At 63.5% G+C, this 26,617-nt stretch carries 20 protein-coding genes and 1 pseudogene; 7 read left to right on the top strand and 14 right to left on the bottom strand.

The window, feature by feature from the left end; genetic code table 11:
* Positions 1–22: 22 nt before the first annotated feature.
* Positions 23–763: a YciK family oxidoreductase gene (locus ABOA88_RS11845; RefSeq protein WP_196169499.1), complete on the top strand. Its 741-nt coding sequence runs from the start codon at positions 23–25 to the stop codon at positions 761–763.
* A 100-nt stretch (positions 764–863) separates the two neighbouring features.
* Here ABOA88_RS11845 and ABOA88_RS11840 read toward each other — a convergent pair whose 3' ends face one another.
* From ABOA88_RS11840 to ABOA88_RS11810, 7 genes are all read right to left on the bottom strand, one after another.
* Positions 864–1,649: a TenA family transcriptional regulator gene (locus tag ABOA88_RS11840; RefSeq protein ID WP_196169500.1), complete on the bottom strand. Its 786-nt coding sequence runs from the start codon at positions 1,647–1,649 to the stop codon at positions 864–866.
* A 43-nt stretch (positions 1,650–1,692) separates the two neighbouring features.
* On the bottom strand, positions 1,693–4,149 hold the full coding sequence (locus tag ABOA88_RS11835) for an EAL domain-containing protein (protein ID WP_367851127.1): 2,457 nt from the start codon (positions 4,147–4,149) through the stop codon (positions 1,693–1,695).
* A 236-nt stretch (positions 4,150–4,385) separates the two neighbouring features.
* Positions 4,386–6,218 carry an ABC transporter ATP-binding protein gene (locus ABOA88_RS11830; RefSeq protein WP_367851126.1) on the bottom strand — a complete coding sequence of 611 codons (1,833 nt, stop codon included), beginning with the start codon at positions 6,216–6,218 and terminating at the stop codon, positions 4,386–4,388.
* Entirely contained in the window at positions 6,211–6,843 is a 633-nt protein-coding gene (locus tag ABOA88_RS11825; protein WP_334280343.1) for a DsbA family protein, read from the bottom strand. Before ABOA88_RS11825 ends, ABOA88_RS11830 begins: the two co-directional genes overlap by 8 nt.
* Before the next feature lie 3 nt (positions 6,844–6,846).
* On the bottom strand, positions 6,847–7,779 hold the full coding sequence (gene trhO / locus ABOA88_RS11820) for an oxygen-dependent tRNA uridine(34) hydroxylase TrhO (protein ID WP_196169504.1): 933 nt from the start codon (positions 7,777–7,779) through the stop codon (positions 6,847–6,849).
* A gap of 116 nt (positions 7,780–7,895) precedes the next feature.
* Positions 7,896–8,192: a BolA family protein gene (locus ABOA88_RS11815; RefSeq protein WP_196169505.1), complete on the bottom strand. Its 297-nt coding sequence runs from the start codon at positions 8,190–8,192 to the stop codon at positions 7,896–7,898.
* A 10-nt stretch (positions 8,193–8,202) separates the two neighbouring features.
* Positions 8,203–8,724 carry a DUF2059 domain-containing protein gene (locus ABOA88_RS11810; RefSeq protein WP_196169506.1) on the bottom strand — a complete coding sequence of 174 codons (522 nt, stop codon included), beginning with the start codon at positions 8,722–8,724 and terminating at the stop codon, positions 8,203–8,205.
* Positions 8,725–8,881: 157 nt separating this feature from the next.
* On the opposite strand from ABOA88_RS11810, the gene ABOA88_RS11805 reads away from it, so the two are divergent.
* Complete coding sequence (locus ABOA88_RS11805; protein ID WP_196169507.1) at positions 8,882–10,276, top strand: class II fumarate hydratase; 1,395 nt, start codon at positions 8,882–8,884, stop codon at positions 10,274–10,276.
* Positions 10,277–10,360: 84 nt separating this feature from the next.
* Here the strand turns inward: ABOA88_RS11805 and ABOA88_RS11800 are convergent, their stop codons facing one another.
* Positions 10,361–11,323, bottom strand: a complete 963-nt coding sequence (locus tag ABOA88_RS11800; RefSeq protein ID WP_043206606.1) for a DMT family transporter — start codon at positions 11,321–11,323, stop codon at positions 10,361–10,363.
* 227 nt (positions 11,324–11,550) lie between these two features.
* Entirely contained in the window at positions 11,551–13,044 is a 1,494-nt protein-coding gene (gene pap / locus ABOA88_RS11795) for a polyphosphate:AMP phosphotransferase (RefSeq protein WP_196169508.1), read from the bottom strand.
* 144 nt (positions 13,045–13,188) lie between these two features.
* Between pap and mnmC the strand changes: the two genes are divergently transcribed.
* The 5 genes from mnmC to ABOA88_RS11770 all read left to right on the top strand — a co-directional run bounded on the left by mnmC (position 13,189) and on the right by ABOA88_RS11770 (position 20,441).
* Positions 13,189–15,165 carry a bifunctional tRNA (5-methylaminomethyl-2-thiouridine)(34)-methyltransferase MnmD/FAD-dependent 5-carboxymethylaminomethyl-2-thiouridine(34) oxidoreductase MnmC gene (gene mnmC, locus ABOA88_RS11790; RefSeq protein WP_367851125.1) on the top strand — a complete coding sequence of 659 codons (1,977 nt, stop codon included), beginning with the start codon at positions 13,189–13,191 and terminating at the stop codon, positions 15,163–15,165.
* 141 nt (positions 15,166–15,306) lie between these two features.
* Positions 15,307–17,094 carry an N-acetylglutaminylglutamine amidotransferase gene (locus ABOA88_RS11785; RefSeq protein WP_196169510.1) on the top strand — a complete coding sequence of 596 codons (1,788 nt, stop codon included), beginning with the start codon at positions 15,307–15,309 and terminating at the stop codon, positions 17,092–17,094.
* Between the two features lie 3 nt (positions 17,095–17,097).
* Positions 17,098–18,840, top strand: coding sequence for an N-acetylglutaminylglutamine synthetase (gene ngg, locus ABOA88_RS11780; protein ID WP_196169511.1), 1,743 nt, complete (start codon positions 17,098–17,100; stop codon positions 18,838–18,840).
* Between the two features lie 99 nt (positions 18,841–18,939).
* Complete coding sequence (locus ABOA88_RS11775) at positions 18,940–20,124, top strand: osmoprotectant NAGGN system M42 family peptidase (protein ID WP_196169512.1); 1,185 nt, start codon at positions 18,940–18,942, stop codon at positions 20,122–20,124.
* 89 nt (positions 20,125–20,213) lie between these two features.
* Positions 20,214–20,441 (top strand): YheU family protein, encoded by a 228-nt coding sequence (locus tag ABOA88_RS11770; RefSeq protein ID WP_043206612.1) that lies wholly within the window; start codon positions 20,214–20,216, stop codon positions 20,439–20,441.
* On the opposite strand, the gene ABOA88_RS11765 is transcribed toward ABOA88_RS11770, so the two are convergent.
* The 5 genes and pseudogenes from ABOA88_RS11765 to ABOA88_RS11745 all read right to left on the bottom strand — a co-directional run bounded on the left by ABOA88_RS11765 (position 20,430) and on the right by ABOA88_RS11745 (position 26,599).
* Positions 20,430–20,633: a carbon storage regulator gene (locus ABOA88_RS11765; RefSeq protein WP_367851124.1), complete on the bottom strand. Its 204-nt coding sequence runs from the start codon at positions 20,631–20,633 to the stop codon at positions 20,430–20,432. The two genes, ABOA88_RS11770 and ABOA88_RS11765, sit on opposite strands and share 12 nt — an antisense overlap.
* Positions 20,634–20,696: 63 nt before the next feature.
* Positions 20,697–22,676: pseudogene (locus tag ABOA88_RS11760) on the bottom strand (AAA family ATPase); the annotation flags it as partial.
* A gap of 42 nt (positions 22,677–22,718) precedes the next feature.
* Positions 22,719–23,453 (bottom strand): molecular chaperone, encoded by a 735-nt coding sequence (locus tag ABOA88_RS11755; RefSeq protein ID WP_196169535.1) that lies wholly within the window; start codon positions 23,451–23,453, stop codon positions 22,719–22,721.
* 62 nt (positions 23,454–23,515) lie between these two features.
* Positions 23,516–26,017 carry a TcfC E-set like domain-containing protein gene (locus ABOA88_RS11750; protein WP_196169536.1) on the bottom strand — a complete coding sequence of 834 codons (2,502 nt, stop codon included), beginning with the start codon at positions 26,015–26,017 and terminating at the stop codon, positions 23,516–23,518.
* Between the two features lie 99 nt (positions 26,018–26,116).
* A complete protein-coding gene (locus tag ABOA88_RS11745; RefSeq protein WP_196169537.1) occupies positions 26,117–26,599 on the bottom strand; it encodes a CS1 type fimbrial major subunit in 483 nt (160 codons plus the stop codon).
* Between the last annotated feature and the right edge of the window lie 18 nt (positions 26,600–26,617).

The raw sequence follows: 26,617 nt of genomic DNA, 5'->3' as shown, positions 1-26,617 counted from the left end.
TTGACGAACAAGGACACCTGATATGTTCGACTACACCGCCCGCCCCGACCTGCTCAAAGGCCGGATCATTCTGGTCACCGGCGCTGGCCGTGGTATCGGTGCCGCCGCCGCCAAGGCCTATGCTGCCCTTGGGGCGACCGTGCTGTTGCTGGGCAAGACCGAAGCCAACCTCAACGAGGTCTACGACCACATCGAGGCGGCCGGCCATCCGCAACCGGTAGTGATCCCGTTCAACCTCGAGACCGCCCTGCCCCACCAGTACAACGAACTGGCAGTAATGATCGAAGAGCAGTTCGGCCGCCTCGACGGCCTGCTCAACAATGCCTCGATCATTGGCCCGCGCACGCCGCTGGAGCAGCTCTCGGGCGAGAACTTCATGCGTGTGATGCACATAAACGTCAATGCCACCTTCATGCTGACCAGCACGCTGTTGCCGCTGCTCAAACTGTCCGAGGACGCGTCGGTGGTGTTCACCTCCAGCAGCGTCGGCCGCAAGGGCCGCGCATACTGGGGCGCCTATGGTGTGTCGAAGTTTGCCACCGAAGGGCTGATGCAGACCCTGGCCGACGAGCTGGACGGCGTAGCGCCGGTGCGCGCCAACAGCATCAACCCAGGTGCCACCCGTACCGCGATGCGCGCCCAGGCCTACCCGAGCGAGAACCCACAGAACAATCCGCTGCCCGAAGAGATCATGCCGCTGTACCTGTATCTGATGGGCCCGGACAGTGCCGGGGTGAACGGCCAGGCATTCGACGCCCAGTGACAGGGCCGTCATGACTGACCCGATCGCGGGCAAGCCCGCTCCTACAGGTACCGCGCTGCCCCTGTAGGAGCCTGCGATGGGGTGTAATGCGCCCCAGGCCTTACCCTATGGCCAGCGCCGGCCGCAGACGCCCTGGCTGACGATGCTCCAGCTGCATGCACCGTTCCAAGAACAGGAACATGCAGTCATAGCTCTTGCAAATTGTCCTACGCAGCTCGGCCCTCAAGCCCGGTGTCGGGTGTTCGCCCGCCAGCGTACAGATGATCTCCAGTGCCTCCCACGGGTGCGCATCATCGTATTGGGCATGCATCTTCAGCCACTTCATCGCACGCTTGCGGATGTCCTCGGGGAAGCCCAGGGCATAGGTGTCGGTGGAGCACACCAGCGCCGCCCATTCCCCTGTCGCGCCTTCGATCGCATAGTTGGTCGCGGCCATCGACAGCGCCAGCGACTCGGTGGCACATACCCGCCAGCACCAGTCATTGAGGCCATTGAGCTCCGGCGGGACCTCCTGGGCCTGCAGGTCAGCCAAGGTGACCCCATGGGCCTGGCACCAGTGCAGCCAGTAGTCGGCGTGGTTGAGCTCAACGCGGATGTTGCGCATCAGCCAGCGCCTGGCCATGTCTTCGCCTGGGTGACGGGCAAAGCGGGTCTTGGTCAGGTTGTGGGCCATATAGAGGGAGAACTGCTCGACCACCGGCCAGCCACCGATCAGGTACTGACGAATGGTGGCCTGCTTGAGCTGGCCATCGCGCAAGCGCTGGTAGAACTCATGCTCCACCACCCGCCGCTTGCTTTCGCGGCACTCTTCGATCAATTGCTGGGCCCAATCGGGGTAACTGGCGGCATCCATCAATGGGCCGATTCGTACGAAGGTATCAATCACTTTCTGCTCCTTGAATCCATGTGATTTCCGGACGACACCTTCTTCAACGAAAGGTCCCAGGCGCCCGGTGCAACAGGGGCCTTGCGGCTATTCGTTGGCGTTGCAGGCTGTCGCAGGTGAACACCTGCGGCCGCTCGATGAGGTAACCCTGGGCATAATCCACGCCGATCTCCTGCAACGCCTGTTCAATCAACGGCGTTTCGACGAATTCGGCAATGGTCCGTTTGCCCATGACATGCCCGATATGATTGATCACCTCGACCATCGCGCGGTTGATCGGATCGTCGAGCATGTCTTTCACGAAACTTCCGTCGATCTTCAGGAAGTCTACAGGCAAATGTTTTAAATACGCGAATGACGACATACCCGCGCAGAAGTCATCCAACGAGAACTTGCAGCCCAGCCCCTTCAACTCGTTGATAAAACGAATCGCACTGCCCAGGTTGGCGATGGCGCTGGTTTCGGTGATCTCGAAGCAGACCAGCCGCGGCGGAATCGAATACTCGCCAAACAACCAGCGCAGGTATTCCAGAAACTTGTCATCACCAATGCTCGAACCGGACAAGTTGATGGCGCACATGGCCAACGGCCCTTCCCTGCCCTCATCCAGGCATTGGCGAATGACCTGGAACACGTTGCGCACCACCCAGCGATCCAGGGCGGTCATCAAACCGTAGCGTTCGGCAGCCGGAATAAAGGTGCTGGGCAGGATGGTGCGGCCACTTTCATCGTGCAGGCGCAGCAGAATCTCCAGATGGCCAGGCCCCTCCATGGACGAAAGCGGCGCGATTTCCTGGGCATAAAGGCAGAAGCGGTTTTCCTCCAAGGCCACGTGCAGGCGCTGGATCCACGCCATTTCGCCAAAGCGCAGGGACAGCTCACTGTCGTCGGCGTGGTACACCTGGACCCGGTTGCGGCCTTTCTCCTTGGCCATGTAGCAGGCCATGTCAGCCGCCCGCAGCGAGGCTTCCAGGGTGCCGGCCGGTTGGGCGATATGCACAAGCCCCACACTTACGGTGGTGACGAACGGCCGGCCCTTCCACACAAAATGCAGGCTCTGCACGGTCTGGCGCAGCTGCTCGGCGATGCGCTCGGCCTGTTCGGGCGGGCAGTTCTCCAGCAGCACACCGAACTCATCGCCACCCAGCCGCGCCAAGGTGTCCCCCTCGCGCAGGCCAGCCTGCAGTACCGCGCAGATGTGGCGCAACAACTCGTCGCCGGCGGCATGGCCGCTGGTGTCGTTGACCAGCTTGAACTGGTCCAGGTCCAGGAACATCAGCGAATGCCGTCCGGGCTGGCGCGCCAGGCTGTTGAGGGCCTGCTCGAGGCGATACTCGAACTCGCGGCGGTTGGCCAGGCCCGTCAAGGCGTCGTGGGTCGCCTGCCAGGAGAGGCTGGCGATGTACTGGCGCTCTTGGGTCATGTCATGCAACGCCAGCACCAGGCCACTGACCTGGCCATCGCTGACGATCGGCGAGCCGACCAGGTTGATCGACACCGTGCTGCCGTCAAGACGCTGGATCAGCCGGGCATGCTCGGAGCCGCCCTTGAGACTGCCGCTGAGCACCTGCTCGACCAAGGTACGGTTATCGTGCTCGGCGTGCTCGTCCACCAGGCTGAACAACGCCGCCAGCGGCATGCCCTGGGCCTGGCTGGCCTGCCAGTGGGTGAGCAGCTCGGCGGCCGGGTTCATGTAGACGATGCAGCCGTCGACGTCGGTGGTGATCACCGCATCGCCAATGGACTGCAAGGTGATCTGCGCCCGCTCCCGTTCGGCCTGCAGGGCCTGGGCAAATGCCTGGCGCTGGGCCAGCAGCTTGCTCGAACGACGCCAGGCGATGCTGATGAGAAACAGTGCCGTCGCGAGATTGGTGATCATCAGCATCCTGAGCAACATCCGCGACCCTTCGCCCAGTGCGTCGCTGAAGGCCTTGGCAGCCGGTGTCACGCCCTCGTTGATGGAGACGATGCGTGCACGCCAGCGGTCCAGGTCGCCGGTGGTGACCTGCCCATTGACGAACCCCTTGCGCATCTCCCGGGCCACGCCATCGAGCTGGCGCAGGTAGTCGTCGCCGATGTCCCAGTAAGCGATGGCGGTTTCCATATAGCTGACGTGGCGAAAATTGCGGTAGAACCAGATGATCCGGGAGGCGTCATCCGGGTGGTTGCCACCTTGCAGGACACCTTTGCGCGCCGCCTCGATGTCAGGGTTGGGTCGGTCCAGCGCCAGGCGCAGTTGGTAGTCGCCCTTGGGCACGTCGATTGCCTGCAGGTAACGCTGGTAAGTGCGTTCGTCACGGGTATCGGCGTACAGGCTCAGGTAGTAGATGGCGTCCTTCTGGGCTTTGGACCACAGGCTTTCGCCTGCCACATAGGCGCGTACGGCAGACAATGCGTAGAGACTCATGCTGCCCAGCAGCATCTGGAAAATCACAACGGCGATGAAGGGCCAGATGATGCCCAGCAGCCTTGGCGCTTCGAGAGTCCGATTTCCCTTCATGTAATCCCTGTCACTGAGCAGAAAGGCGCATGTCGACCCAGACAAGCACAGCGTAGGTCATTTGCCAGCAGGACGGCGGGGTTTTTAATGGGAGTTGAAGCGGGTTAAAGCGTTGCTGGCATTGGCCTGATCACGCGCCCCAGCTGTGGCAACGGGCTCACCCGCGAAACAGGCGCTGCGGGGAATGGCACCAACCCTGGCGGTACCCGCTTTCGCGCAGCGGCCCCCTGGCACGTTCAGCTCTGCTGCAAATGCCCATACAGCTTGGCGTACAACCCGCCTTCGGCAATCAACTGCTGGTGACCGCCATCTTCGGCCACATGCCCGCCATCGAACACCAGCACCCGGTCTGCCTGTTTAACCGCCGACAGCCGGTGGGCGATGATCAATGTGGTACGGCCATTGAGAAACCGCGCCATGGCCTGGTGCAGGTTGTATTCGGTGGCAGCGTCCAGGGCCGAAGTGGCCTCGTCGAGGATCACCACCTTGGGCTCGGCGAGGATCATGCGGGCAATCGCCAGGCGTTGGCGCTGACCGCCGGACAGACGAACGCCGGAGCGCCCCACCACACTGTCCAGCCCCTGGGGCAGCGCGGCGATGGTGGCATCGAGCTGGGCGATGCGCAGGGCCTGCCAGCAGGCCTCGTCGGTGCAGTCACGGCCTAGGGTCAGGTTGGCGCGCACGCTATCGTTGAACAGCGATGGGTGCTGCAGCACCACCGCGACATTCTCGCGCAGCGCCTCGAGGCCGATCTCCTGAAGGCTCGCACCACCGAAGCGGATGGTACCGGCCTGGGCACTGTACAGGCCCAGCAGCAGCTGTACCAAGGTGCTCTTGCCGCCACCGCTGGCCCCGACAATAGCCACTTTTTCGCCTGGGGCGATGGAAAGATCCAAGTGCTCGAGCACCGGCTCGTCGGCATAGGCAAAGCGCAGGTCGCGCACTTCGATGCCGACCGTGTCGCGCCCGGCGAAGGGGTCGACCGCTGCCGGATACTGCGGCTCGTCGGCACGCGCCAGCAGCTCGTTGAGCCGACTCAGGGCGCCGCCGGCGGCATAGTAGGCGTATTGCAGGTTGAGCAGTTGCTCCACCGGCCCGATCATGAACCACAAGTAGCTGAATACAGCCAGCATCTGGCCGATGGACAGGTCGGAGAACAGCACCGTGAGCATGGCCGCGGCGCGGAAGATATCGATACCGAACTGGAACAACAGCCCGCTGGCGCGCCCGCTGGCGTCGCTCTTCCACTGGGAGGCCACAGCATAGTCGCGCACTTCCCGGGCGCGCAGCCCGAGGCGACCGAGGAAGTAACCCTGGCGGTTGCCGGCGCGGATCTCCTGGATCGCGTCCAGGGTCTCGGCCAAGGCCTGGGTGAAGCGCGCGGTGCTGTCGTTTTCCAGCTTCTTCAGGTGCTTGACCCGCTTGCCCAGTTGCACGGTGAAGTAGATCACCAGGGGGTTGAACAGCAGGATCAACAGCGCCAGCTGCCAGTGCATCCAGATCAGGATGGCGGCGGTGCCGGTCAAGGTCAGGACAGCGACCAGGAAGCGGCTCAAGGTCTCGCCGACGAACTTGTCCAGGGTGTCCAGGTCAGTCACCAGATGCGTAGTCACGGTGCCACTGCCCAGGCTTTCGTATTCCTTGAGGGATATCCGCTTGAGCCGTTCGATCAGGCGAATGCGCAGGCGGTAGACGATGTCTTTGGCAAGGCCCGCGAACAGCTTGGCCTGCAACACGTTGAAGGCCAGTGCAGCCAGGCGCAGGCCAAGGGTCGCGATCAGCATCAGGCCGATGTAGCCGGCCGCCACCTGCCAGTTGTCCGGCAGGAAGCGGTTCATCCACTTGAGCGCCGCATCGCCATGGCCGAGCAACACTTCGTCCACCAGCAATGGCAGCAGCAAAGGGATCGGCACGCTGCACAGGGCCGCCAGCACGGCCACGAGGTTGGCGGACCACAGGGACTTCTTGTGATGCAACGCCAAGCGGCGGATCTCCGCCCAGCTCAGACGATCGGCCACGGCGGGGGCCTTCCCCGGCACAGGGTCGGATGACCCTGGCAGGTCAAGCACAGGCGGCCTGCTGCAGCCAGCGGCCGAGCAAGGGTTGCAGCCGGTCCAGCGGCTGGTAGCCGTTGGTCAACAAGGCCAGCTGGCCGTTGCGCTCGGCCAGCAACGTCGGAAAGCCGGCGATGCCCAGGTCCTGCACCCAACTGAAATCGGCCGCGGTAGCGGCACGGGTATCGGCCCGGGAAAACGCCTCGGAGAAATGGCCTCGGTCAAAACCGGCCTGCTCGGCAAGCTCCACCAGTTGCGGAGCGCGGGTAACGTCCACCCCTTGCTCGTAGAACGCCCGCTGAATCAACCCCAGCAGAGGCCAGACCCGCTCGGCGTCCAGCTCGCGCGCTGCCACCAGGGCGCGGCAGGCGGGCTCGGTGTCGTAGACGAAGCCGTCCGGCATGGCGCCTTCGAAGCGAAACGCCTGGCCGGTGGCTTCGGCCACCGCCTGCCAATGCTCGAGGATGTAGCGACGGGTCGAGGCATCCAGGGCGCTGCTGCCCGAGCGCAGGCCGCCCAGCACCAAGCGCGTCGGCACGCCAGCCTCACGCGCCTGGGCGATCAGCGCCTCGGCCACCGGGGCGAAACCCCAGCACCAGGAACACATCGGGTCCATCACATACAGCAGGCGTGCGGACATGCATCAAGCCTCGGCTTTGTAGTTGTAACCGATCGGGTGGGGCTGGTTGCGAGCCTTGGCCAGTTCGATCTGCTTCTGCCGGTCGATGGCGCTGCGCCGGGTCTTCTCGCTCAGGCTGTCCCAGCAATGCGGGCAGCTCACGCCTGGCGAATAGTGCTCGGACGCACGGTCCTCCACGCTGATCGGGTGGCGGCAGGCATGGCACTGGTCGTATTCGCCCTCGGTCAGGTCATGACGCACCGTGACACGGTTATCGAAAACGAAGCAGTCGCCATCCCACAGGCTCTGCTCCTGAGGCACTTCCTCGAAGTACTTCAGGATCCCACCCTTAAGATGATAGACCTCCTCGAAGCCTTCACCGAGCATGTAGCTGGAGGCTTTTTCGCAGCGGATGCCGCCGGTGCAGAACATCGCAACCTTTTTGTGCTTGCTCGGATCGAAGTTGGCCTTGATGTAGTCGGGAAACTCGCGGAAGGTCTCGGTCTTCGGGTCGATGGCGCCCTTGAACGTGCCGATGGCCACTTCGTAGTCGTTGCGGGTGTCGATCAGCAGCACTTCCGGGTCGCTGATCAGGGCGTTCCAGTCCTTGGGCTCGACGTAGGTACCGACCTTGTGGTTCGGGTCAACGCCCGGCACGCCCAGGGTGACGATCTCTTTCTTGAGCTTGACCTTGGTGCGGTAGAACGGCTGCTCGTCGCAGTAGGATTCCTTGTGGTCGATGTCGACCAGGCGCGGGTCGTTGCGCAGCCAGGTGAGCAGACCGTCGATACCTTCACGGGTGCCCGAGACGGTACCGTTGATGCCTTCCAGGGCCAACAGCAAGGTGCCTTTGACGCCGTTGTCGACCATGGTCTGGAGCAGCGGCTCGCGCAGCTCGACGTAGTCTTCCAGGGTGACGAACTTGTACAGCGCCGCCACGACGATAGCTTGTGACATGAAACAACTCTCCAGGTGGTCACCCTCGTAAGGGGCGGACCGGGTTTGACAAAAAGCAGGGGGCCGCTTTAGCGGCCCCCGGATGTCGCGGATTGTACCAGAACGGCGGAAGGGATTCAGTGCCCACCGCCGGCACAGACCGGCGAGGCCGGCGCTGCACCGACCTTGGCCCATTCCTCGGACGTATAGGTATGGATCGCCAGGGCGTGGATCTGGCCCATCAGCTCACCCATGGTGGCGTAGACCTTCTGGTGGCGCTTGACGCTGTTGAGCCCGGCGAACTGCTCGCTGACGATCACCGCCTTGTAATGAGTCTCCTGGCCACGGCTGTGCATGTGGCTCTCGTTGAGCACCTCAAGGTGCGCCGGGACCAGGGCGGCCAACTGCTGTTCGATGCGTTGCTGCATGTTCATCGGGCGTCACTCACTTCTTGGCAGGGGCGGCCTTGCCGGCGTTCGGGTCCAGTTCCTTGGTCATGTCGTCGAGCAGCTTGTTGACCACAGGTACCGCAGGCTCGAGGCTCTGCTGGGTCATCTGGGCCGACTGCTGGGTCACGCGGGGCATCTCGCGCAGGACCTTCTTGCCCAACGGCGACTCATAGAACTTGACCAGGTCCTTGAGCTCCTGCTCGGTGAAGGTCTGGGTGTACATATCGACCATTTTCGGCTTGATTTTCTTCCAGCCGATGGCGTTGTCCAGGGCGGCATTGGCCTTGGCCTGGTAGCTGTCGAGCACGTTTTTCTTGGACTCAGGCGCCTTGGTCTGGGCGAAACGCTGGGCGAACATCTGCTGGACTTGCATGTACACCGGGGTGCCCAGCTTGTCGGCGTTGACCAGAGTCAGGAATTTCTCGGCGGCAGCGTTGTGGCTGGCAGTGGCGGCGAGTACCTGGCCGCTGGCGCAAGCCAGGACGACGGCGGCACAGAGGACGCGAAGACGAGTCATTGCATTTCCTTCATGAAAGAAAGGGAGGCGGGTACCTCGGGGAGAGCATTCTGCGCCGTGGCGCCATAGTGCTCAAGTGGCAGGACGAGCGACGGAACCGCTCGATCGAATCAGGGCCTAAACTGCGGTTTCGGACTGACAAAGGAGTGAACGCAGCATGAGCCGTATCGAGACAGACAGCCTGGGCCCGGTCGAAGTTCCAGAGGACGCCTACTGGGGCGCGCAGACCCAGCGTTCGCTGATCAACTTCGCCATCGGCAAGGAGCGCATGCCCCTGGCTGTACTGCACGCCCTGGCGCTGATCAAGAAAGCTGCAGCGCGGGTCAACGACCGCAATGGCGACCTGCCGGCCGACATCGCCCGTCTTATCGAACAGGCCGCCGACGAAGTGCTCCAAGGCGAACATGACGACCAGTTTCCGCTCGTCGTCTGGCAGACCGGCAGCGGCACCCAGAGCAACATGAACGTCAACGAAGTCATTGCCGGGCGCGCCAACGAGCTGGCCGGCAAAGGTCGCGGCGGCAAGGCGCCGGTACATCCCAACGACCACGTCAACCGCTCGCAGAGCTCCAACGACTGCTTCCCCACCGCCATGCACATCGCGGCCGCGCAGGCCGTGCACGACAAACTGCTGCCGGCGATCGCCGAGCTGTCGGCGGGCCTGGCCGAGCTGTCGGCGCGCCACCAGCACTTGGTAAAGACCGGTCGTACCCACATGATGGACGCCACGCCCATCACCTTCGGCCAGGAGGTCTCGGCGTTCGTCGCCCAGCTTGACTATGCCCAGCGCGCCATTCGTGCCAGCCTGCCGGCGGTGTACGAGCTGGCCCAGGGGGGGACTGCGGTGGGCACCGGGCTCAATGCTCCGCACGGCTTCGCCGAGGCCATCGCCGCGGAGCTTGCGGCACTTTCGGGCCTACCCTTCGTCACCGCGCCGAACAAGTTCGCCGCCCTGGCCGGCCATGAGCCGCTGACCACCCTGGCCGGGGCCCTCAAGACCCTGGCCGTGGCCTTGATGAAAATCGCCAACGACCTGCGCCTGCTCGGCTCCGGTCCGCGCGCAGGGCTCGCCGAAGTACGCCTGCCGGCCAACGAACCGGGCAGTTCGATCATGCCCGGCAAGGTCAACCCGACCCAGTGCGAGGCCCTGTCGATGCTCGCCTGCCAGGTGCTGGGCAATGACGCGGCGATCGGCTTTGCCGCCAGCCAAGGGCATCTGCAGTTGAACGTGTTCAAGCCGGTGATCATCCACAACCTGCTGCAATCGATCGAGCTGCTGGCCGACGGCTGCCGCAACTTCCAGCAGCACTGCGTGGCCGGGATCGAGCCGGATGCCGAGCAGATGGCCGCGCATCTGGAGCGTGGGCTGATGTTGGTGACCGCCCTCAACCCGCACATCGGTTACGACAAGGCTGCCGAGATCGCCAAAAAGGCCTACAGCGAGGGCAAGACACTGCGTGAGGCGGCGCTTGAGCTCAAGTACCTGACCAACGAGCAGTTCGACCAATGGGTACGGCCAGAGAACATGTTGGCGCCCGGTGCAAAAGGCTGACCGTCAGGCCGTGCAGACAAGTTTGCGCCAGCCCTGCTGTGGGAGCTGGCACGACCTGCATTTGGCGGCACAGCCGCCCCTGGCTCACTGAACCTGTGCCAATCGCGCCCGCCGCGCACGCCAGCCGGCCATCAGGGAAGGCCCCAACGCCACGAGGGCCGACCCCACCACCACCGTCACCGCCCCGACGTATCCCAGGGCATTGATGTCTTCAGCCTGCACATAATCCGGCCACAGCACGGCCGCCGCGGCCACGGCGAGGAACGTCACCAACGGTGTGAGGGCCAGGGTCGCGCTCACCCGCGAGGCTTCCCAATGGGCCAGCGCCTCGGCAAACGCTCCGTACGCCACCAAGGTATTGAGGCAGCACGCCAGCAACAGCCAGCCTTGCAGCGGGCTCAACTGCAAAGCCTCCAATGGATGCGCCCAGGGCATCAGCAACAGCGCACAGCTCAGGTACATCACCATCATCACCTGCTGTGAATGCCACACCGTGAGCAATTGCTTCTGGCTCAGGGCATAGAACACCCAGATGCTCGTGGCCAGCAGAATGGTCAGCACGCCAGTGGTATAGACGCCCAACGAGGTCAGCAGCTCTTCGAGCCGCTGGTTGAAGAACAGCCCGAATCCAGCCAGCAGCACCAACAACCCAAGCCCCTGTCCCAGGCTGAAGCGCTCCTTGAATACGAACACGCTGGCCACCAGCAACAACACCGGGCCGATCTGCACCACCAATTGTGCGGTGCCAGGGCTGAGCAGGTTGAGCCCGATCAGGTACAGCACGTAGTTGCCCATCAGGCCGAAGACCGCCACGGCGATCAGGCCTGCGCCCTTGCGTCCAAGCTTGCCGACGGCCGGCAAGCGCCGATTGACCGCCAGCCAGGCGAACAACAGGCAGCCAGAAACCGTAAGGCGGTACCAAGTGACGGTGATCGGGTCCATCACCTGCAGGACTTGCTTGAGCTTGATCGGCAGGATGCCCCAGAGAAACGCGGTCAGAAGTGCCAGGAACAGGCCGTAGCCCCAGCGTCCGGAAGAAATGTGCATAGCGTCCTCGAATCAGGCCCTGCGGGTGGGGGTACTGGAAATTCTAAGGGCTTGGAGTACGGGGCTGGGGAAAAGTCGCGGGAAAAGAATTCATCGGGTCATTCCTTGCGGGCATGCCAGGATTTCCCGTGTCGCCTGCCCTGGCCTTTTCGCAGGCCCCCTGCCACAGGTTCATCACAAGCCTGTAGCAGCGGGTTTACCCGCGAAAAAGGCCAACAGCCAAGCACTTACTTGCGGGATTTATGGAATGCCGCTTCCAACGCCTCGTTGATGGTCTTGAGCACCTTCACCCGCGCCCAACGCTTGTCGTTGGCCTCGACCAAGGTCCAGGGCGCGATCTCGGTACTGGTGCGGTCGACCATGTCCCCCACCGCCTCGACGTACATGTCCCACTTGTCGCGGTTGCGCCAATCGTCCTCGGTGATCTTGTAGCGCTTGAACGGGATCTGCTCGCGTTCCTCGAAGCGCTCCAGCTGCGTTTGCTGGTCAATGGCCAGCCAGAACTTCACCACCACGACGCCCGCGTTGGTCAGTTGTTCCTCGAAATCGTTGATCTCGCCATAGGCACGCATCCAGTCGGCAGGGGTGCAGAAGCCCTCCACCCGCTCCACCAGGACCCGGCCATACCAAGAGCGGTCGAAGACGGTGAACTTGCCTCGCGCCGGAATATGCCGCCAGAAACGCCATAGGTAAGGCTGGGCGCGCTCTTCCTCGGTGGGCGCGGCGACCGGCACGATGCGGTACTGACGGGGGTCGAGCGCCGCGGCCACCCGGCGGATCGCCCCGCCCTTGCCCGCCGCGTCATTGCCTTCGAACACTGCCACCAGTGCATGGCGGCGCATCTGCTTGTTGCGCAGCAGCCCTGCAAGGCGGGCTTGTTCGGTGACCAGTTGCTCTTGGTAGTCGTGTTTGTCCAGGCGCCGGCTCAGGTCCAACGCGCCGAGCAGGCTCTTCTGGTCGATGCTGCGCCCCAATGGCGCCACGTTGCCTTTGTGCTTGCTACTCGGATCGTTGGCCAGCGCCGCTTGCAGGCTCTCCAGGAGGATGCGCCCCACCGCCAGGCTGCGGTAGTACGGATCGACACCCTCGATCACATGCCAGGGTGCGTAGTCGCGGCTGGTGCGACGCAACACACGCTCACCGAAACGCACGAAGCGGTCATAGGTTTGCGATTGCTGCCAGTCCAGCGGGCTGATGCGCCAGCTGTGCAGCGGGTCGTCCTTGAGCGCCTTGAGCCGCGCCTTCATCTGTTTCTTGGACAGGTGGAACCAGAACTTGATGATCAGCGCGCCCTCGTCGCAGAGCATCTGCTCCAGGCGCTCGGCGCCGGTGATGGCCTGGTCGAGCACCGCATCCTTGAACAGGCCATGGACCCGTCCTTGAAGCATCTGGCTGTACCAGTTGCCAAAGAACACGCCCATGCGCCCCTTGGGCGGCAAAGCCCGCCAGTAGCGCCAGGCCGGTGGACGGGCCAGTTCCTCATCGGTCTGCTGGTCGAAGGTGCGTACCTCGATCAGACGCGGGTCCATCCACTCGTTGAGCAGTTTGACCGTCTCGCCCTTGCCGGCGCCCTCGATGCCGTTGATCAGCACGATCACCGGAAAGCGCGCCTGCTGCTTGAGTTCGTACTGGGCTTCGAGCAGCGCCTCGCGCAGGGCGGGTACTTCGGCCTCGAAAGCCTCCTTGTCGATGCTGTGACCAATTTCGGCGGATTCGAACATGAGTTGCCTTGGCTCCTTCAATGGATAACCAAGACTAGCGGATTGTGCGCCAGGCTTCAGGTCCAATTCGGTTCTGTTCGGTTGGCGCAGCGACAGGTGCGCAAATGGCTTAAAATCGCCCTCCCGCGACATGCTGAGCCAACCATGCCTGATACCTTGCTACAACACGCCCAGATCGACTGGGACGACCAGGGCCGCCCTCACTCGCGGCAGTACGACGACGTCTACTTCTCCAAGAACGAAGGCATCGAGGAAACCCAGCATGTCTTCCTCGAACAGAACCGCCTGCGTGAACGCTGCGCCGCCCTGACGCCCCAGGACTGCCTGGTGATCGGCGAGACCGGCTTCGGCACGGGCATGAATTTCTACTGTGCCTGGCAGTTGTTCGCCGAACACGCCCCACTGGGTGCGCGCCTGCATTTTGTCAGCGTCGAAAAGTACCCGCTAACCCGTGAAGACCTCGCCCGCGCGGTACAGCTGTGGCCGCAGCTCGAACCTTACTGGCAGCCGCTGCTGGCACAGTACGTGGCGGTGCATGGCGGCTTCCAGCAGTTCAGCTTCGACCATGGGCGGGTGACCCTGACCCTGATGGTGGGCGATGCCCTGGCGCAGTTGCCTACGCTCGACGCGCAGGTCGATGTGTGGTTCCTCGACGGCTTCGCCCCGGCGAAGAACCCCGACATGTGGACGCCGGAGCTGTTCGCGCAACTGGCCCGGCTGTCCCGGCCCGGCACCACACTGGGCACCTTCACTACCACCGGCTGGGTGCGTCGTGGCCTGATCGCGGCAGGCTTTGCCATGCGCAAGGTGCCAGGTATCGGCAAGAAATGGGAAGTCATGCACGGCCAGTTCCAGGGCTGGCCCGCCGCGCAACCCGCCCCAGCCGAACCCTGGTACGCCCGCCCTGCCCCTGTGCAAGGCCCGCGGCATGCCTTGGTCATCGGTGCCGGCCTTGCCGGTAGCGCCACGGCTGCCAGCCTCGCGGCCCGAGGCTGGCAGGTCAGCGTCCTGGAGCGCCACGACGCCCCGGCCCAGGAAGCCTCGGGCAACCCCCAGGGCGTGCTCTACCTGAAACTCTCGGCCCACGGTACGACGCTATCGCAGATGATCCTCTCGGGCTTCGGCTACACCCGCCGTTGGCTGCAACAGTTGCAACGCGGCCAGGACTGGGACGACTGCGGTGTGCTGCAATTGGCCTTCGACGACAAAGAAGCACAGCGCCAGGCCAAGCTGGCCGAGGCCTTCGACAGCACATTGCTGCACGTGCTCGATCAGGCCCAGGCCGAGTCGGTCGCAGGTGTGGCACTGCCTGCCGGTGGGTTGTTCTATCCCGAAGGCGGCTGGGTGCACCCGCCAGCGCTGTGCCAGGCGCAGCTGCAACATCCGCACATCGAGTTGCTGACTCATCAGGACGTGATTGAACTGCGCAAAGCCGATGGCCTTTGGCAAGCGTGGGACGGCGAGCACCTGCTGGCCAGCGCGCCAGTGGTGGTGCTCGCCGGCGCCGCCGAGATCCGCCGCTTCGAGGCCTGCGCCGAGTTGCCGCTCAAGCGTATCCGCGGACAGATCACCCGACTGCCGGCCACCGAGGCAAGCCGCGCCTTGCGCACCGTGGTGTGTGCCGAAGGCTACGTCGCGCCGCCGCGTGGCGATGAGCACACCTTGGGCGCAAGCTTCGACTTTCATAATGACGATCTGGCACCGACTGTCGCCGAACACCAGGGCAACCTGGCCCTGCTCGATGAAATCTCCACGGACCTGGCCGAGCGGCTCAATACCAGCGTGCTGGACCCCGCCCAGTTGCAAGGCCGAGCGGCGTTCCGCTGCACAAGCCCAGACTACTTGCCGATCGTAGGGCCCGTGGCGGATGCGCAAGCGTTCACCGACGCCTATGCGGTGCTCGCTAAAGACGCGCGACAGGTGCCGGACACGCCCTGCCCTTGGCTCGACGGGTTGTACGTGAACAGCGGCCATGGTTCGCGAGGCTTGATCACCGCGCCGTTGAGCGGCGAGCTGGTCGCAGCCTGGGTGTGCGGTGAACCGCTGCCGCTGCCGCGCGCGGTGGCGCAGGCGTGTCATCCGAACCGGTTTGCGTTGCGCCGGTTGATTCGCGGCAAATAGACAGGCTGCGGCTTACCCGCAAAGGGGTCGCTCAACCCATATAACAGATTGATCTAAAACTCTCACAACCCACATGGGTCAGTCCCATATGTGCCCCATTTCGGGGCGCATATTCCCCAACGGCAAAACCGGTAAGGACCTATGTGCGGATTAGCAGGAGAGTTACGTTTCACCCCCATCGACCAAGCCCCTCGCCCGGCGGACCTCGCTGCGGTAGAGCGCATCACCCATCGCTTGGCGCCTCGTGGCCCCGACGCCTGGGGCTTCCACAGCCAGGGCCCGATCGCCCTCGGCCACCGGCGTCTGAAGATCATGGACCTGTCCGACGCCTCGGCCCAGCCCATGGTCGATAACACCCTGGGCCTGTCGATGGTCTTCAATGGCGCCATCTACAACTACCCCGAACTGCGCGAAGAACTCAAAGCCTTGGGCTACAGCTTCTTCTCCGACGGCGACACCGAAGTGCTGCTCAAGGGCTATCACGCCTGGGGCGCAGCCTTGCTGCCCAAGCTCAACGGCATGTTCGCCCTGGCCATCTGGGAACGCGATGCCCAGCGCCTGTTCCTAGCCCGCGACCGTCTCGGCGTCAAACCGTTGTACCTGTCGCGCAACGGCGAGCGCTTGCGCTTCGCTTCCACACTGCCCGCGCTGCTCAAGGGCGGCGATATCGATCCGATGATCGACCCGGTAGCGCTCAACCACTACCTGAATTTCCACGCAGTGGTACCGGCGCCTCGCACCTTGCTGGCCAATGTGCAGAAGCTCGAGCCCGGGACCTGGATGCGCATCGACCACCACGGTGCGGTGCAGCGTGAGACCTGGTGGCAGTTGCACTACGGCCCTCGGCAGGATGAACAGCACCTGGACCTGGAAGACTGGACCACACGCGTGCTCGACGCCACCCGTGACGCCGTGGCCATCCGCCAACGGGCGGCGGTGGACGTCGGCGTGCTGCTCTCCGGCGGCGTGGACTCCAGCTTGTTGGTCGGCCTGCTGCGCGAAGTAGGGGTGGACGATCTCTCGACCTTCTCCATCGGTTTCGAAGATGCTGGCGGTGAGCGCGGGGACGAGTTCCAGTATTCGGACCTGATCGCCCGCCACTACGGCACGCGCCACCATCAATTGCGCATCGACGAGCGCGAGATCATCGAACAGCTGCCGGCGGCGTTCCGCGCCATGAGCGAGCCGATGGTCAGTCATGACTGCATCGCCTTCTACCTGCTCTCGCGGGAAGTGGCCAAGCACTGCAAGGGGGTGCAGAGCGGCCAGGGCGCCGATGAATTGTTCGCCGGCTACCACTGGTACCCGCAGGTGGACGGCGCCGACGATGCCTATGAGGCGTATCGCACCGCCTTCTTCGACCGCGACCATGCCGAGTACCGCGACACGGTCCAGGCCCCGTGGCTGCTGGAAAGCGACGCGGCCGGCGAATTCGTCCGCGAGCACTTCGCCCGCCCTGGCGCCAGCGAGGCAGTGGACAAGGCCCTGCGCCTGGACAGCACCGTGATGCTGGTCGACGACCCGGTCAAACGCGTCGACAACATGACCATGGCCTGGGGCCTGGAAGCCCGCACGCCGTTTCTCGATTACCGCCTGGCGGAACTGTCGGCGCGCATCCCGGCCCGATTCAAACTGCCCGACGGCGGCAAACACGTGCTCAAGGCTGCGGCGCGACGGGTGATCCCCCACGAGGTGATCGACCGCAAGAAGGGCTACTTCCCGGTGCCGGGTCTGAAACACCTGCAAGGCGCCACCCTGGACTGGGTTCGTGAACTGCTGACCGACCCGAGCCAGGACCGAGGCCTGTTCAACCCGGCCATGCTCGATCGCCTGCTGAGCAATCCTCAGGGTCAACTGACGCCGCTGCGAGGCTCCAAGCTTTGGCAGTTGGCCGCCCTGAACCTCTGGCTCAGCGAACAAGGAATCTGACCGATGAAAGCGCAAACCGCCTATGGCCAGCGCCTGCTACGCGGACAAGCCCCCTCCTACGAGCGCCTGCAGGCGCAATTGGCCGGTGATGGCAGCGAACCCCACGGCCAACCCCGCGCGGTACATTGCGGCTGGGGCCGGCTGCTGATCGGCCACACCTACCCTGATCCGGCCGTGCTCGCCGAGGCGTTGCTCGACGAGCATCCCGGCGAGCGAGACATCGCCCTCTATGTCGCCGCTCCCCAACAAGTGCTGGCCCAGGCCCCGCAACAGTTGTTTCTCGACCCTTCGGACACCCTGCGCCTGTGGTTCACCGACTACCGCCCTGCGCAACGCGTGTTCCGCGGATTTCGCATCCGCCGGGCTCAGGCCGACGCTGACTGGCATGCCATCAACGCCCTTTACCAAGGACGCGGCATGCTACCGGTCAACCCAGAGCTGCTCACCCCCCATCACCTGGGAGGGCCGGTGTACTGGCTGGCCGAGGACGAAGACACGGGCGCTGTGATCGGCAGCGTCATGGGCCTGAACCACAGCAAGGCCTTTGATGACCCTGAACATGGCAGCAGCCTGTGGTGCCTGGCCGTCGATCCGCAATGCACCCGCCCAGGTGTCGGCGAAGTGCTGGTGCGTCATCTGGTCGAGCACTTCATGAGCCGCGGCCTGGCCTATCTGGACCTGTCGGTGTTGCACGACAACCGCCAAGCCAAGCGCCTGTACAAGAAGCTGGGTTTTCGCAACCTGACGACCTTCGCGGTCAAGCGCAAGAACGGCATCAACCAGCCACTGTTCCTGGGCCCTGGCCCGGAGGCTTCGCTCAACCCCTATGCCCGCCTGATCGTCGACGAGGCCTACCGGCGCGGCATTGACGTGCAGGTCGACGACGCCAGCGCCGGCCTGTTCACCCTGAGCCTGGGCGGGCGCCGCGTCCGTTGCCGCGAATCCTTGAGCGATTTGACCAGTGCCGTGAGCATGACCTTGTGCCAGGACAAACGTCTCACCCAGCACGTTCTGGACGCCGCCGGTCTGCGCGTGCCGGTTCAACAGCTGGCCGGCAATGCCGATGACAACCTGGCCTTTCTCGAAGAGCACGGCGCCGTGGTGGTCAAACCGGTGGACGGCGAACAAGGCCAAGGTGTCGCAGTCAACCTGGGGACGCTGGAGGAGATCGACCAGGCCGTCGAGCAGGCCCTCCGCTTCGACAGCCGGGTGCTGCTTGAAAGCTATCACCCAGGCCTGGACCTGCGCATCGTGGTCATCGGCTTCGAAGTGGTGGCGGCAGCGATCCGTCACCCGGCCCAGGTGATCGGGGACGGCAAACACAGCATCCAGGCCTTGATCGAAGCCCAAAGCAGACGACGCCAGGCCGCCACCGGAGGCGAAAGCCGTATCCCGCTCGACGAGGAGACCGAACGCACCTTGCGTGCGTCGGGCCTGGACTACGACAGTGTGTTGCCGGCAGGACAACGCCTTGCCGTGCGCCGCACCGCCAACCTGCACACTGGCGGCACGCTCGAAGACGTCACCGAGCGCCTGCATCCGGTACTGGCTGACGCCGCCGTGCGCGCCGCGCGCGCCCTGGACATCCCTGTGGTGGGCCTGGACCTGATGGTGCGCGATGCCGAGCACCCGCACTACGTGATCATCGAAGCCAACGAGCGGGTGGGCCTGGCCAACCACGAGCCGCAACCGACCGCCGAGCGCTTCGTCGACCTGCTCTTTCCCCACAGCCGAGCACCGACATGAAACCGTGCACAAGGTAAACCTGCTCCCATTGGGCTCGGCGCGGCTCTGTGGGAGCGGGTTTACCCGCGAAGAGAACAGCGCCAACCCAAGGAGTACCTGATGTCTAACGGACACCCCGAACCCGATCTCGAGTACCTCAAACGCGTGCTGCTGGAAATGCTCGCCATCCCCAGCCCCACCGGCTTCACCGATACCATCGTGCGCTACGTGGCCGAACGCCTGGACGAATTGGGCATCCCCTTCGAACTGACCCGCCGCGGCACCATCCGCGCCACGCTAAAAGGCCGTCAGAACACGCCCGACCGCGCGGTCTCGGCGCATCTGGACACCATCGGCGCCAGCGTGCGCCAATTGCAGGATAACGGCCGCCTGGCCCTGGCGCCGGTGGGCTGCTGGTCCAGTCGATTCGCCGAAGGCAGCCGCGTCAGCGTGTTCACCGACACGGGTGTGTACCGCGGCAGCGTGCTGCCACTGATGGCGAGCGGGCATGCCTTCAACACTGCCATCGATCAGATGCCGATCAGTTGGGAGCATGTGGAAGTGCGTTTGGATGCCTACTGCGCTACACGCGCCGACTGCGAGGCACTGGGGATAGCCATTGGCGACTTCGTCGCCTTCGATCCGCTGCCGGAGTTCACTGAAAGCGGTCATATCAGCGCCCGACACCTGGACGACAAGGCTGGCGTGGCAGCACTGCTGGCAGCACTCAAGGCCGTGGTGGAGTGCGGCCACCAACCGTTGATCGACTGCCACCCGCTGTTCACCATCACCGAAGAGACAGGCTCTGGTGCCGCTGCGGCGCTGCCCTGGGACGTGAGCGAGTTCGTCGGCATCGACATCGCTCCGGTGGCGCCCGGGCAGGCCTCAAGCGAACATGCCGTGAGCGTGGCCATGCAGGACTCCTCAGGCCCCTATGATTACCACCTCTCGCGGCACCTTCTGAAACTGGCTGGCGACCAGGACCTACCAGTGCGCCGTGACCTCTTCCGCTATTACTTCAGCGATGCCCATTCGGCCGTCACGGCCGGGCACGATATCCGCACCGCGCTGGTGGCGTTTGGTTGCGATGCCACCCATGGATATGAGCGCACCCATATCGATAGCCTGGCCGCCCTCAGCCGCTTGCTGGCTGCTTATCTGCTCAGTCCACCGGTATTCGCCAGCGATTCGCACCCCGCCAACGCATCGCTCGAGCGATTCAGCCATCAGTTGGAGCATGATGCCCAGATGGAAAGCGAGACGAGGGTGCCGGCAGTGGACAGCCTGATTGGCAACAAGACTTGAGCGCCTGAGGCGAGGAGACGCAGTAGCCTCAGGCAAGCCCCTCGCGATTGGCGTAGCATGCACCCCATCCCAGCCAAGACTTTGTGACCATGCTGATCCCTTACGACCAACTCGAAGCCGAAACCCTCACCCGCTTGATCGAGGACTTCGTTACCCGCGACGGCACCGATAACGGCGACGACACGCCCCTGGAAACCCGCGTACTGCGGGTCCGCCAGGCACTGGCCAAGGGTCAGGCGTTCATTTTGTTCGATCTTGAAAGTCAGCAATGCCAATTGCTGGCCAAGCACGAAGTGCCCAGGGAGCTATTCGACTGACTGCTTGCCCTGACGCCGCTGCGCCAGGGCTTGTTTGACGCTGTCGCTGATCTCTTCACGATTTACCGTGATATGGGCTGGAGCCTCGATGCCCAGGCGTACCTGTTCCCCCCCTTGCACGGACAACACCCGAATCGTGATGTCGTCCCGGATCTTGATGCCCTGCCCCACCTGACGCCCTATCACCAGCATGTCTGACTCTCCAATCCAACGGAAAACGAGAGACTGCCTCGGGCCCTTTCAAACACACAACTTAACGCGGGGGTGAGCTTTTTCGAATTCGTCCAGCAACAGCACGCAGTGCGGTCTCTTCCTGACCGCTTCGGTCAATCTTCCGCCTTTGCCATAGCCTACGTAGCCGGCCGGTGCCCCTTTGAGTGCAGAGACCGTATGCGCCTCTTGATATTCGGACATGTTCAGCGTGATCAGGCTCTCTGGCCCTGAGCCATACACCTCTGCCAATGCCAACGCCGTTTCTGTCTTGCCCACCCCCGAGGGGCCGGCCAGCATGAACACCCCTGCCGGCTTGTCCGGTGCCTGCAGCCCCGCTCGAGTGATGAACAGTTTGCGGGCCAGCGCCTTCAATGCCGGTTCCTGACCGGCCACGTGGCTTTGCAGTTGGCCCAGCAACGTCGCTTCGCTGGCTTGCGTGCGCTCCTTGAGCTTGCCAAGCGGGATTCCGGTCCAGCCCGAAAGCACATGCGCCACGCACATCGCATCGACGTGGACATGGACCATCACCTGCTGTTCATGCGCCTCGGCCAGGGATCGGCTGGCGACATCGCCAGCGGGCATTCCGGCAAGCGTTTCTTGTACCCAGGCTCTTTGCTGCTGCCATTGCTGGTAAACATCCTCTCGAGCTCGCTGGAGCCGTGCTTGGGTGCTGACAAGCTCCTCCAGCAGCCGAACCTCGCGCTTCTCGCGCGCCAACCAATCCCGATGGCTGACCAGACTGGCCAGTTGTGCGTCCAGGTCTTCCAAGGCGTGCGGAACATGGGCTTGGGAGAGGGCGACCCGAGCACACGCCGTATCCAGCAATGCGAGGGACTTGTCGGGCAATTGGCGATCGATGATGTAACGCGACGACAACCGCACGGCCGCTTCGATCGCTTCGTGGAGAATGGTCACCCCATGGTGCCGCTCCAGCAGCGGAGCGACATGGCGCAGCATCGCAATGGCGGATGTTTCGCTCGGTGGCTCGACCTTGATCAACTGGAAACGACGCGCCAGCGCGGCGTCTTTTTCAAAGATGCTCTTGTACTCGGCCCAGGTGGTCGCGGCGATAACCTGAAACTGGCCTCGGGAGAGCGCCGGCTTGAGCATGTTCGCCGCATCGTTCTGCCCAGCCATGCCACCTGCGCCTTGCAGTCGATGGGCTTCGTCAATGAACAGCACCACCGGTACAGGCGAGGCCGCCGCTTCGTCCACCAGGCTTTGCAGGCGCTTCTCAAACTCGCCTTTGACACTCGCCCCTGCCTGCAGCAGGCCTAGGTCCAGACTGTAGACTTCGCAGTTTTTCAGGATTTGCGGCACGTCGCCGGCCGCAATGCGCTGCGCGACCCCTTCTACCAGTGCAGTCTTTCCCACACCGGGCTCCCCGACCAACAGCGGATTGTTCTGTCGACGACGCAGCAAGACATCGATGACTTGGCGAATTTCCTTTTCACGCCCGATGACAGGATCAAGACGCTGCTCGCGCGCTTGCTGGGTCAGGTTGTGGCCGTACGCCTCCAGTGCCCCTGCTTGCCGTCCAGGTGTCCGCTGCGCCGGGCCTTGAGTGCGCAACCACGCCACTGCCGCGGACGTATCGCAGGCAAGCCAGGCGTGCAGGGAGGCCACTTCCAGATGATGCGCTGCGCCCTGTTCGAACCATGACGCCCAGCAACAAGCCGCACCAATCGACGAATGTCCCCATTGCACGCAGGCCCGCTCCCAGGCGTCGTCCAAGACTCCGACCAACGACTCGGAGAACACCACGCTCTGGGTATTACCGCCGGGTTGATCCTTCAATCGTCGTTTCAGCTCGACCTGCAGGGCCTGGAGGTCCAGACCGCAATGGCGCGAAAGCCCTTCAGCCAAGTCGGGCTGCTGGCAAATCAGCGCAAACAGAAAATGATTACCCGTCTCGGTACGGAACCGCGCGCCAATGGTGACATTGGCCGCTTCGGCCCACGACGACAACAGAAGAACAAGCAGCACCGCGGTCGCTTGCAATCCTTGGGGCAAACACCACATCAACACGCCCTCCTGGTTAGCGTGTATGGACAACGGGCTGTTTCAGTCTTTGAACGCCAGCTCCTGGCGCAGCCCTCCTTCGAGCAACTCGAAGCGATACTCACGCCCTGGCCGCTCGGGAAACTTGCGCATCACGCCAGGCAACAGGTGATGCTTGGTACCTGCAACGCATTCGGTGCCGTTTCGAACGCAATGTCGGAAGTTGTCCAGCACCACCGTGCTGTTGCCCTGGTTGACCACCACGAAGTCCGCGCCCTCCCGATGCATGGGCGTGCGAAAGTGCGCGCCTTGGGGGCGAACGAACAGCAAAGTGCCGTAGCCGGCCAGCAGTTGAACGCCGGCCTTGAGGGCATCGCTGTACTGCTTGGCGTCAGCCGCGCTGATGGCGAAGCCATCGTTTTTCTCCGGCAGCACAGGCACGAAGCGCAGGCGGAAGTAGCGCTCCTTGTCACGCTCGCCGCGATACAGCAGGCGCACGGCCTGCATGCCGCGCGCCGGCACGATCAGTCGTGCGGGGCTGGCGATCACGCCACGCTGCTCCAGCGGCAGTTGCTCCAGGTCCACTTCCTTTGGCACACCATCTGCCCCATAGACCAGCTCGGCAACACTGACCTTGACGAAGGCCGTGGCGTCCCCCCCGTTGTAGATACGCTTAAGCAGGGTGCTCTTGCCGTCCTCCAGGTAGTCGTAGAGACCGCCAACGTTGAGCTCTGGGCCTGCCTTGGCCACCAGTGGCACCAACAATAGCGCCAGGCACAGCGATTTGAACCCATGCATTTCCAACCTCCGGTTTGCTAACGACATCCTTGGCCTGCGGTCTCGATACCGCAGGCCGCCTCTCATGAATCACCTTCGGGTGCGTTACCGCGATCGGCCAGGCTGCTGGTGCGGCACACCTGGTCGCCCGCCAGCAGCACATCGCCTTCGCGCTTCAAGCTGTTCACTGGCAGGCTAAGCAGGCAGCTCACCGTACCGGCCTGGCGAATTTCCAAAGTCGGCGTGGAATGGCTCATCTCCACCGAGAAGAACCCATCGGCTTCGCTGACACCGCGGCTGGCATGATTGATGACATGCGCGCCACGCATGGGTTGGCCTTTCTCGTCGAGCAGCCTGCCAAGCACCGTGACCGTGCGCATCACATGCAACTGGCGGTACTCCACGCCCCCCCGGTTGAGGTGATAGTCCAGGCCCGACGGCTGAATGACAGCAGCCGGGGCATCGTCACCGTCGAAGTCGAACTGCACATGACCTGACTTGAACGCCGTGACCGGGATGATGTTGCGACCCGGGCGCAAGGTGGCGCTGCTGCCCTGCTGGTCGTCGGCGCGCAGTTTCAGGCCATCGACATCGGAATCCACATCCACGATCAGGCCCGCCTCGTGAGTCAGGTACTGGCCGCTCATGGCCATCTTGCCGCCGCCGAAGGCCGCGATGCTCTGCAGGTTCAGGCCGGCGCTGAGCGTGTTGTTGATCGTCGAGGTTTGCGCGTACGCATCCCCGTACAGGCTGTCGCTTTGCAGTTGGACATTGCTACCAAAACCGGTGCCGTAGCGGTCGATCGTCGTACTGACGCCCAGGCTTTGCACAGGACCTGCGTCCACATCCTGCTGATAGGACACCGACGCGTGCTGGTCGCTGCGCCCATCACGCGAGGTACGGCTGCCCAGGCTAGCAGCGATACGCTTGCCCGGCCCGCCCAGGTTCATGCTCAACGTCAGGTTGACGCCACGGCTGCGCGCATCGCCGCTGCTGGCGGTACCGGGCCGGTCGAACACCGAAAGACGCCAGTTGGCGTCGGAGCCCAACATCTTGCCGAAAAACGCCCAGCCCAGGTCGATGCCCGTGCCGCTGGCTGAACCCGAGCTGTGGGACAGGCGCAAGGTCGCATTGCTGCGCTGGGTGACCCGGTGGCTGAGGGACAGGCTCGACTGACTGCGTTGCTCCTGCCGGGACGCCTCGCCCCGATGGGTACGGCCGGTCTCGACCCAGGACTGACTGTGACTGAGCACCATCGACCCCTGGGCGTAGGACTGGATGAGCTGCATGTCGTAGCCCGTGCCACGGTCTTCGGTGTAATTGACGTTGCCATAGAGCTTCAGCCGCTCCAGGACATCCCAGTCCAGCGAAGTGCCGTACTGCAGCGCCTCGTCCACGCGCTGCGCGGACAAGCCAAGCACCGCACGCGGATGCAGCAGGTAATTGCTCATCACGCCGCCGCCGAAGCTGTCCTGACGCTCATATCCCCAGTTGTTCAACAGGCTGGTTTGCTGCCCCAGGTAGGCGTTGTAGCGCCAGCGGCTTTCCGGGTTGCGCCAGTTAGAAGGTTTGTAGATGAAAGCCTCGGTACGCGAGGTCTCCTGACCGTCTTCGACCAGGCGCACTTCCACCTCGTAGATGCCACCGGGCAATACACGGGTATCGAGGGTCTGCAGACCCGGTTGTACCGGCTGGCTGTTGATCAGCACACCGTTGCGATAGATCTCGACGATCCCCTGGCGGTTGGGCGTGACATAGATCGGTGTGGAGCTGGGCTGGCCGTTGTCGATCAGCAGGCTGTCGCTGCTGCCGAACATCAACCCAAGCGTGGTATCGGGGGCGTCGCCCAGCAATGTGGGCTGGCGCGTCAAGCCCTGGGCGCCTGGGGTGAAGTAACCCAAACGGAAGAAATTCTGCTCGAGCAGACGCTCGGCATAGAGCTGGTCCATGCGATAGCGCGTGCCCACTTGGCTCTGGCTGACGCGGTCGGCCTGGGCGTCAGCGACCGTGGTCCAGTTGCCCAGGCTGCCTTGGCCCTGGAAGGCGATGCGGCCGGTGGTGTCGTCACCATCATGCACAAGGTTGAGCTGGTTACGCACGAGCAAACCCACACTGCCACCCTCAGGCATCTTGTGATAACGCAGATGATCCACGCTGTTTTCGGCATTGGCTGTGACCAGGGAGAGCTGGGAGTTGGCCAGGCTGTAATGAATGGCCTGCAACCCATCAGGGCAGTTGCGAGTGCAGTCTCCAAGCAGGCGCCCGGCCTGCAGACGCTCCTGCCATTGACGCCGAACCACAGGCGATTCGCGGCTTTCCTGGGTATCGGTGAACTCGAGCAGTTGCACGCGTTCGTCGCGGGTCAGGATCACCATGGCGTCGCCCAGGTAACGCCCATCCAGCTCGACGCGAACCGCCAGCGGCACGTCGAAGAAATGCGCCTCGAACTCGCGCGGCAACCCATCGAATTGGCGAACCACAGAAGGTGGAACCTGAGATTCGGCCCAGGCCTGCAAGGGCATCAGGCAGGTACTACAGACCAGCCAACCGCGCAGATAACGGTGAAGTGCAATGAAGTGGAACATGACTCTTTCCGCAGGCAAAGCCTACCCCCTGCCGCTCGAAGAACATAGAGCAGCGGAGGGAGGCAATGAAGAGGGAGTGCGGTATGCCGCAGAGAGGAATCAGGCGCCGCCTGGGGCTTCGCTTTCGAACATCATGTTGACCATGCCCTGATAGGAGCCGGCCTTATAACCACCGGTGGGTTTCACCGCGCTGACCACGAAATCCATGGTGGTGCCGGCAGCGGCCTGCTCCTTGGTCAACAGCGGAACAGGCGTAAGGCCCAGCGCCTTGCCAGCCAGGGTGACGTTCAGACCGAACTTGTCGATACCGCTGACGACCTCTGGCTGGTTGAGCAGGAAGGCCGTCACGGGACCGATGGTGCTCTTGGCCTGGAACTGACGACGAATTTCGCTGAAGTCCTCACGCTGCGGGTTCCAGGTAAGCGCTTGCGGATCGTCCATCCAGTTGCCGACCGGCTCGACATAGAACTTCTCGGTCGGTACCTGGGCAATGACCTGGATCTGCTTCTCGATCGTCTCGGCGGCTGTCACCGAACCTGCAGCCAGAGCCAGAAAAGGGATAGCCAGAAAACGCGCTTTCATTCCATTCATCTCCTTGAA

It is taken from the genome of Pseudomonas sp. PKS (assembly GCF_051913525.1).
GTDB lineage: Bacteria > Pseudomonadota > Gammaproteobacteria > Pseudomonadales > Pseudomonadaceae > Aquipseudomonas > Aquipseudomonas guariconensis_D.
Note: the sequence above shows the minus strand (reverse complement) of the source record. Positions and strands in the feature narration are given on the sequence as shown.

What these genes read in the sequence shown, in the direction of transcription:
- ABOA88_RS11845 (WP_196169499.1), top strand. Translation starts at nt 23, where the DNA reads ATGTTCGACTACACCGCCCGCCCCGACCTGCTCAAAGGCCGGATCATT.
- ABOA88_RS11835 (WP_367851127.1), bottom strand. Translation starts at nt 4,149, where the DNA reads ATGAAGGGAAATCGGACTCTCGAAGCGCCAAGGCTGCTGGGCATCATC.
- ABOA88_RS11825 (WP_334280343.1), bottom strand. Translation starts at nt 6,843, where the DNA reads ATGTCCGCACGCCTGCTGTATGTGATGGACCCGATGTGTTCCTGGTGC.
- trhO (WP_196169504.1), bottom strand. Translation starts at nt 7,779, where the DNA reads ATGTCACAAGCTATCGTCGTGGCGGCGCTGTACAAGTTCGTCACCCTG.
- ABOA88_RS11815 (WP_196169505.1), bottom strand. Translation starts at nt 8,192, where the DNA reads ATGAACATGCAGCAACGCATCGAACAGCAGTTGGCCGCCCTGGTCCCG.
- ABOA88_RS11810 (WP_196169506.1), bottom strand. Translation starts at nt 8,724, where the DNA reads ATGACTCGTCTTCGCGTCCTCTGTGCCGCCGTCGTCCTGGCTTGCGCC.
- ABOA88_RS11805 (WP_196169507.1), top strand. Translation starts at nt 8,882, where the DNA reads ATGAGCCGTATCGAGACAGACAGCCTGGGCCCGGTCGAAGTTCCAGAG.
- ABOA88_RS11800 (WP_043206606.1), bottom strand. Translation starts at nt 11,323, where the DNA reads ATGCACATTTCTTCCGGACGCTGGGGCTACGGCCTGTTCCTGGCACTT.
- pap (WP_196169508.1), bottom strand. Translation starts at nt 13,044, where the DNA reads ATGTTCGAATCCGCCGAAATTGGTCACAGCATCGACAAGGAGGCTTTC.
- mnmC (WP_367851125.1), top strand. Translation starts at nt 13,189, where the DNA reads ATGCCTGATACCTTGCTACAACACGCCCAGATCGACTGGGACGACCAG.
- ABOA88_RS11785 (WP_196169510.1), top strand. Translation starts at nt 15,307, where the DNA reads ATGTGCGGATTAGCAGGAGAGTTACGTTTCACCCCCATCGACCAAGCC.
- ngg (WP_196169511.1), top strand. Translation starts at nt 17,098, where the DNA reads ATGAAAGCGCAAACCGCCTATGGCCAGCGCCTGCTACGCGGACAAGCC.
- ABOA88_RS11775 (WP_196169512.1), top strand. Translation starts at nt 18,940, where the DNA reads ATGTCTAACGGACACCCCGAACCCGATCTCGAGTACCTCAAACGCGTG.
- ABOA88_RS11770 (WP_043206612.1), top strand. Translation starts at nt 20,214, where the DNA reads ATGCTGATCCCTTACGACCAACTCGAAGCCGAAACCCTCACCCGCTTG.
- ABOA88_RS11765 (WP_367851124.1), bottom strand. Translation starts at nt 20,633, where the DNA reads ATGCTGGTGATAGGGCGTCAGGTGGGGCAGGGCATCAAGATCCGGGAC.
- ABOA88_RS11755 (WP_196169535.1), bottom strand. Translation starts at nt 23,453, where the DNA reads ATGCATGGGTTCAAATCGCTGTGCCTGGCGCTATTGTTGGTGCCACTG.
- ABOA88_RS11750 (WP_196169536.1), bottom strand. Translation starts at nt 26,017, where the DNA reads ATGTTCCACTTCATTGCACTTCACCGTTATCTGCGCGGTTGGCTGGTC.
- ABOA88_RS11745 (WP_196169537.1), bottom strand. Translation starts at nt 26,599, where the DNA reads ATGAAAGCGCGTTTTCTGGCTATCCCTTTTCTGGCTCTGGCTGCAGGT.